The 6,057-nt window shown below is 74.9% G+C and carries 6 protein-coding genes; all 6 read right to left on the reverse strand.

Features of this window, described 5'->3' with window-relative positions; translation table 11 throughout:
- Positions 1–1,556: PP2C family protein-serine/threonine phosphatase (locus CCN44_RS38490; RefSeq protein ID WP_107502158.1), on the reverse strand; the 1,556-nt coding region annotated here is incomplete at its 3' end.
- Complete coding sequence (locus tag CCN44_RS38495; protein WP_189396948.1) at positions 1,540–2,601, reverse strand: ATP-binding SpoIIE family protein phosphatase; 1,062 nt, start codon at positions 2,599–2,601, stop codon at positions 1,540–1,542. The genes CCN44_RS38490 and CCN44_RS38495, both read right to left, overlap by 17 nt.
- Complete coding sequence (locus tag CCN44_RS38500) at positions 2,598–3,044, reverse strand: ATP-binding protein (protein ID WP_086703486.1); 447 nt, start codon at positions 3,042–3,044, stop codon at positions 2,598–2,600. The genes CCN44_RS38495 and CCN44_RS38500 overlap by 4 nt, the downstream gene beginning before the upstream one ends.
- The gene (locus CCN44_RS38505; protein ID WP_059246987.1) at positions 3,044–3,424 is read right to left on the reverse strand and encodes an STAS domain-containing protein; all 381 of its coding nucleotides are present in this window, start codon (positions 3,422–3,424) and stop codon (positions 3,044–3,046) included. Before CCN44_RS38505 ends, CCN44_RS38500 begins: the two co-directional genes overlap by 1 nt.
- Complete coding sequence (locus CCN44_RS38510; RefSeq protein ID WP_059246989.1) at positions 3,421–4,314, reverse strand: STAS domain-containing protein; 894 nt, start codon at positions 4,312–4,314, stop codon at positions 3,421–3,423. The genes CCN44_RS38505 and CCN44_RS38510 overlap by 4 nt, the downstream gene beginning before the upstream one ends.
- 485 nt (positions 4,315–4,799) lie before the next feature.
- Positions 4,800–5,975, reverse strand: a complete 1,176-nt coding sequence (locus CCN44_RS38515; RefSeq protein ID WP_086703490.1) for an acyltransferase family protein — start codon at positions 5,973–5,975, stop codon at positions 4,800–4,802.
- Positions 5,976–6,057: the final 82 nt, after the last annotated feature.

A 6,057-nucleotide genomic window follows, 5' to 3' on the forward strand; every position in this document is an offset into this window, starting at 1 on the left:
GCCCGGCGCAGCGACTCCATGGCCAGGGCCAGCCGGTCGATGCCCGCGTCGATCCCGGCCGACCGCCGCTCCACCAACCCGTCCGTGTACAGCGCGAGCGTGGAGCCCGCCGGCAGATCCACGGTGTGCTCCTCGTAGGTGAACGGCACCGGGACGCCCAGCATGATCCCCGGTTTGGCGTCCAGCACCCGCACCTCGCCCCGGGGGCCGCGCGCGATGGCCGGCGGATGCCCGGCGGCGGCCCACACCACCCCGGGCTCACCGGGCGTGAACCGGGCGATCGCACAGGTCGCGTACAGCTCCGGCTGCTGGTGGCGGAGCATCCGGTGCAGCAGGGTGAGGATCCGTGCCGGGCCGTTGCCCTCGACGGCGTAGGCGCGCAGCGCGGTGCGCAGCTGGCCCATGATGACCGCCGCGCGCAGCCCGTGCCCCGTGACGTCCCCTATCACCGCCAGCACACTGCCGTCCGGCTGCGGAAACGCGTCGTACCAGTCGCCGCCGATGTTCAGACCGTGCGTCGCCGGCAGATAGCGGGCGGCCAGGTCCAGGCCCCGGGTGGCGGGCAGTTCGGTGAGCTGGGCCCGCTGCAGGGCCTCGGCGACGTCCCGGTGCTGCTCGTACTGGCGGGCGTTGTCCAGGGCGATGCCCGCCCGCCGGGCCAGCTCCAGCAGCATCACGGTGGTGTCCGGGTCGAAGCGGTCCCCGGGCGCGGCCAGCGTCAGCACGCCCTGCACGGTACGCGCGCCGAGCGGCAGGCACAGCAGCGGCCGGTCCGGGGAGAGCGCGGAGGCCGGCAGGTCGTGCACGCCCGGGAGTTCACCGGGACGGGCCCCCGCGTGCTGCGGACGGCCGGTGCGGGCCGCCGTCACCGCCGCCGCCGCCCGCTCGCCCGGCGGAGTGCGCTCGTCGTCCACGAGCCAGACGTCGACGTGCCGCGCGTACTCCGGGACCAGCAGCTCGGGCAGCCGGCGCAGGATGTCCTCGTGGTCGAGGGAGGCGTTCAGCACCGCGCTCGCGTTGGCCAGGAAGGTCAGCAGACGGCGGGCCTTCTCCGCCTCGGCGCGCGCCGACCGCTCGGCATCGAGGAGTTCACGCTGGGCCAGCGCCGCCGCCTCCAGCTCGGCGTGCAGCGCCAGCACCCCCTGGTTCGTCTGGTGCAGCTCCTCCCGGTGGAACCGGAGAAGGTCCTCGGTCTCCGTCAGACGGACCAGCAGGGCGTCGGCGTCCGCGTCGGCGTCCAGCAGCGCCTCGGCCAGCGGGACGTCGTCCGGTCCTGGCAGCGGTCCGGACAGCGGGCAGGGGCAGCGCAGCGTCTGCTGCCAGGGCTCCGGACCGGTCAGGGCGACCCGCAGCCGTCCGCCCGGGCCGGCGGTCACGGTCAGGTCGGCGCCGCCCGCGCCGAGGCCGCGGCGCAGCCGGACACCCAGCGCGGTCAGGAAGCGGGCGCGGTCGAGCGCGGGCACCCCGGCGTCCGTGAGGAGCCGCCCCAGCAGGGCACGGGCACGGGCCGCGTCGGCGGCGGAGGCGATGGTCCAGTTCTCAGAGGCGGCTGTCATGGGTGCGGGTCCGGCGGTCGGGGGCCAGTACGGCCACGCTGGTGTCGTCGCGTACGGGGCGGGCGGGGCTGCCGGCGTCACGCAGGATCGTCGCGGCCACCACCGACGGGTCGTGGCCGATCAGCCGGGGGTCCTCAGGCGGCTTCCAGCGGCTGGGCAGCCCGTCGCTGTGCACAACGAGCAGACTGTCCGGACGCCACGGCACCCGGCGCACAGGGACCTGCGCCGGGAAGTACGCCCCGACGATCCCCGGATGGGAGACGAGGGACGTCCAGGAGTCCTCGGTGCGCACCCGGGCACCGGCGTTGCCGACCCCGGCGAAGCTGAGTTCCGCGTGCTCCGTGTCCACCTGGGCCACGGCGACCGCCGCGCCCCGGGTCGGCCGCAGCGCCGTGTGCAGCCGGCGCAGGATGTCCGGCGGCGGCAGGTGCGCGCAGTGGCGCAGCTCCGCCATCGCCGCCGAGGAGGCGTGCGCGGCCTTGGCACCGTGTCCGAGACCGTCCGCGAGCAGCAGCGTCAGCAGACTCCCGGAGCGCACCCAGCTCCAGGCGTCACCGCACTGCTCGGCCTGCCCGAGGGAGACCGTGATCCCGCCCGCGGGCACGGGCGGGGCCGAGGTCCCCCGCCGGTCGGCCGCCGCGTCGATCCGGGCCGCCGCCACCGTCCCACGGCCCGGCAGGCTGTACAGATGGAAGGCGTTGGCGCTGCGCAGACAGCTGCCCAGGCCCGCGCCGAGCGAGCCCTCGGCGGTGGACCAGCCGTCCCCCAGCGCGGCGCCGACGTCGGCGATGCCCGGACCGTGGTCGAGCGAGAACAACTGCACCGACGTGCCCGCCCCGTCCGTCGGCGGCGCCACGAGGTTCACCACCATGCGGCCCCCGCCCGCGTGCTTGAGCAGGTTGGTGGCCAGCTCGGTGGCGACCAGCTCCGCCACCGCCGTGCGCGCGGCGTCGAGGCCCGCGTCCCCGCACGCCTCGCGCGCCGCGATCCGGGCGTCCCGGACCCGCGTGGAGTCGTGCACCGGGACCTCCCACACCCGGCTCATTCCACCCCCGGGCGTGACGCGGGCACCTGGGCCACCCAGGCGACGGCCGTGACGGTCGTGCCGCGGCCGGGCTCGGTGTCGACGCTGAACTCGTGCACCAGCCGCTTCGCTCCGCTCAGCCCGAGTCCGAGGCCGCCGCCGGTGGTGTAGCCGTCGGTCATGGCCAGTTCCAGATCGCGGATGCCCGGGCCGTTGTCGATGAAACACATGCGCAGGCCCCGGCTGCGGCCGTTGTCCAGCGGTGTGATCTCCGCTCGCCCGCCGCCGCCGTGCACCAGCGTGTTGCGGGCCAGCTCGCTGGCCGCCGTGACCAGCTTGGTCTGCTGCACCAGGCCGAAACCGAGCTGCGCCGCGCACTGCCGCACCTGCTGCCGGACCCAGGCCAGATCCGCGTCCGAGCCGATGGGCAGGCTCGTCGCGGACGCCTGGCCGGACGGCTGCATCAGCTCCCCCTCTGGGACAGCAGTTCCATGGCGCGGTCGACGTCCAGGGCGGTGACCAGGCCGGGCAGGGTGAGCCCCAGCTCGACCAGGGTGATCGCCACGGCGGGGCGCATGCCGGCCAGCACCGTACGGGCCGCCAGCAGGCTGGCCGTGGAGGCGATCTCCGCGAGGACCCGGCCGAGGAACGAGTCGACCATGTCCACCCCCGAGATGTCGAGCACCACACCCTTCACCCGGTGGGTGGCGATCCGACTCGTGATGTCGTGCTGCAACTGCTCGGCCATGCCGTCGTGCAGCTCGCCCTGGAGGGACACCAGCAGGACGTCGCCCAGGGCGAGCACCGGGATCTGGGCCGGCTGGCCGGGAACGGGCTGGTTCACCGGGCGCTCGCACCCGCGTCCGAACGGGACACCTCGATGCCCTGTTTGCCCAGCGCGTAGGCCAGCGCGTCGGACAGCGAGGCCCGGGTGAGCACCGAGCCCAGGTCGATGCCGAGCTGCACGATGGTCTGCGCGATGGCCGGACGGATCCCGGAGACGATGCACTCCGCACCCATCAGGCGCGCCGCGGCCACCGTCTTCATCAGGTGCTGGGCGACGAGCGAGTCCACCGTCGGCACCCCGGTGATGTCCAGGATCGCGTACCGGGCCCGCTGGTCGACGATGGCCTCCAGCAGCGACTCCATCACCACCTGGCTGCGTGCGCTGTCCAGCGTCCCGATCAGCGGGACGGCGACCGTGCCCTCCCACAGCTTGATGACCGGGGTGGCCACTTCGAGCAGCTGCTGGCGCTGCCGCTCGATCAGCTCGGCGTTCGCGTCCAGCGCCGTCTCCATCACCACCAGGCGCAACGTGCCCAGCAGCAGGGTCAGCGCCAGCACGGCCTCCTGGGCCTGCGCGGCGGAGGGGTCGGCGAACTCCTCGCGCAGCAGCTCCACCGCGGAGGCGCGCAGCCCGGCCACCTCGTCGGCGATCTGGGCCGGGGTGGACCCGGTGCGGGCCAGGGTCGCGGACATGCGCCCCAGCTGATCGCGTACGGCGTCGAGGCCGGGGGCCTTGATGTCCTCCAGCCGCCCGCTGACGGCCGCTTCGGACAGCGCGTCGACGACGGCCTTGCACGCCTCGACGGCCTCGTCCCGGGAGACGGTGAACACCGAGCGGAACAAGGGGGCGTCGGCCCAGCGCTGGGCGATCTGCTCCCTGCGCTGTTCCAGGAAGGAACTCACCACCCGCGGTGCCGATGCTGCCGCGTCCTGCTCGGACACTCTCATCCTCTCCTCTCGCACAGCCAGGTCCGCCGGTCGGCGGGCTCCCCGGAGCCGATCATCGCCGATCGCCTACCGTAGCTCGCGGTGTCTGACCGGCCAAACCCGCTCCCGGCACCGACTTCACGCCAACTTCGCCCGTGACCAGGGCGTTCTGCCCCGAACGCCGGGCGCAGGGCACCGGCGGCGGGCGGCCGGGCCGTCGCCCGCCGTGCCGCCGCGCGCGGCACCGTGGCGCGCCGGACCGCCGGCCGTACGGTCGTCCCGCTGCGTTTCCCGCGCACGTCGCTCGGCTCCCTCGGTCGCGTTCGCGTGGCGGCCCGCCGGTGTGCGCCGACGGGCCCGTGTCGGGGAGCCGCCTACCCCGGATGCCGCGGGACTCTCCTCGCTGTTGCCGACGTCACCCGCGCGTGCGACCTGCGGCGGTGTGTCCCACGGCGTGCCGCGGGACACACCGGGTGATTCCCCGCCCAGCCGAGCCGGTGCCGCGGTCAGTCGCGCGCCGGTACCGGAGCCTCCCGGCGGGCCGGTACCGGGCCCGGCTGTCGCGAGGGCCGCCGGCGGCGCAGCAGCAGGCGCCGTGCCGGACGCTCCACTCCCTCGTACAGCAGCCACGACAGGCCGAGCGAGACGGTGAACGCGACCGCGGTGACCGCGAGCCCCGCCAGGGCGCCGAAGTGGGGCTTCTTGCCGAGCACCTCCGTCGCGGCGCGCAGCACCAGCAGGTGGATCATGTAGAAGGCGAACGACAGCTCCCCGAGCCGTACCATCCGCCGGCGCCGCCACAGGGACGGCAGGCCGTGCAGGTCGGCGACGGCCGCCGCGGGGATGAGCAGGGCGAAGCCGGCGATGGTGCAGACGGTGGCGGAGTAGCCGGGCGTGACCTGCGGGACCAGGAAGTAGCCGATGACGGCCAGGGCGAGCGACGCCTCCAGGCCGGGCCCGCGCCAGCGGCCGAGCAGCACCAGCCGCGCGGTGACCGCGCCGAGCACGAACTCGGGCAGCCGCGCGGCCGGGAAGGAGTAGACGGAGTGGGTCCACCAGTGGTGGGCGTCCGCCCAGGCCAGCACCAGGACCGCGGCCACCGACAGCGCGCCCAGCGCGGCCGAGCCGCGCGCGCCGAGCCGGCGCAGCAGCAGGATCAGCGGCGGGAAGGCGGCGTAGAAGAACGCCTCGCAGGCCAGGGACCAGCTCACCGGGTTCAGCGTCTGCCACCACGGCTGCCACCAGGAGTGCAGCAGCAGCGCGTTCGCCAGTGTCTGCTTCGCCGTCGGCCGGGCCTGGTGCGCCAGCGTGTACGCCATGACGAGCGCGACGGCGAGGGTCGCCAGGTGCACCGGGTAGATCCGCGCGATGCGCCGCCGCCAGAAGGCGAGCGCGCGGTCGCGGGGCCGCGCCGACCAGGTCAGTACGAATCCGGACAGCACGAAGAAGAACGACACTCCGGTGGCACCGGCGCCGAAGGCCCAGGACACGAGGCGGCCACCGGTGCCGCCGAACCAGCCGAAGTTGTGCACGTGCAGTCCGAACACCAGCAGCGCCGCCATCCAGCGCAGCCCGGTGAGCGACGGCAGGGCGGGCGGGGCGGCCGGTGCGGGGGACCCGGCGGTCGTCTGGCCGGTCCGGGCGGGCGGCGTCCGGAGCGTCGCCGTCGTCGCCGTGGTCATCACATCACCTGCCGCAGGGGATTCGCGTGGGGCATGAAGGGGAACGTTGCCCGCCCACCCCCGGACCATCACGTCGCTCGGC

The sequence above is a fragment of the Streptomyces tricolor genome, assembly GCF_002155905.1.
Taxonomy (GTDB): Bacteria; Actinomycetota; Actinomycetes; order Streptomycetales; family Streptomycetaceae; genus Streptomyces; species Streptomyces tricolor.

Coding starts and splice junctions, on each gene's coding strand:
- CCN44_RS38495 (WP_189396948.1), bottom strand. CDS start 2,601: ATGAGCCGGGTGTGGGAGGTCCCGGTGCACGACTCCACGCGGGTCCGG.
- CCN44_RS38500 (WP_086703486.1), bottom strand. CDS start 3,044: ATGCAGCCGTCCGGCCAGGCGTCCGCGACGAGCCTGCCCATCGGCTCG.
- CCN44_RS38515 (WP_086703490.1), bottom strand. CDS start 5,975: ATGACCACGGCGACGACGGCGACGCTCCGGACGCCGCCCGCCCGGACC.
- CCN44_RS38510 (WP_059246989.1), bottom strand. CDS start 4,314: ATGAGAGTGTCCGAGCAGGACGCGGCAGCATCGGCACCGCGGGTGGTG.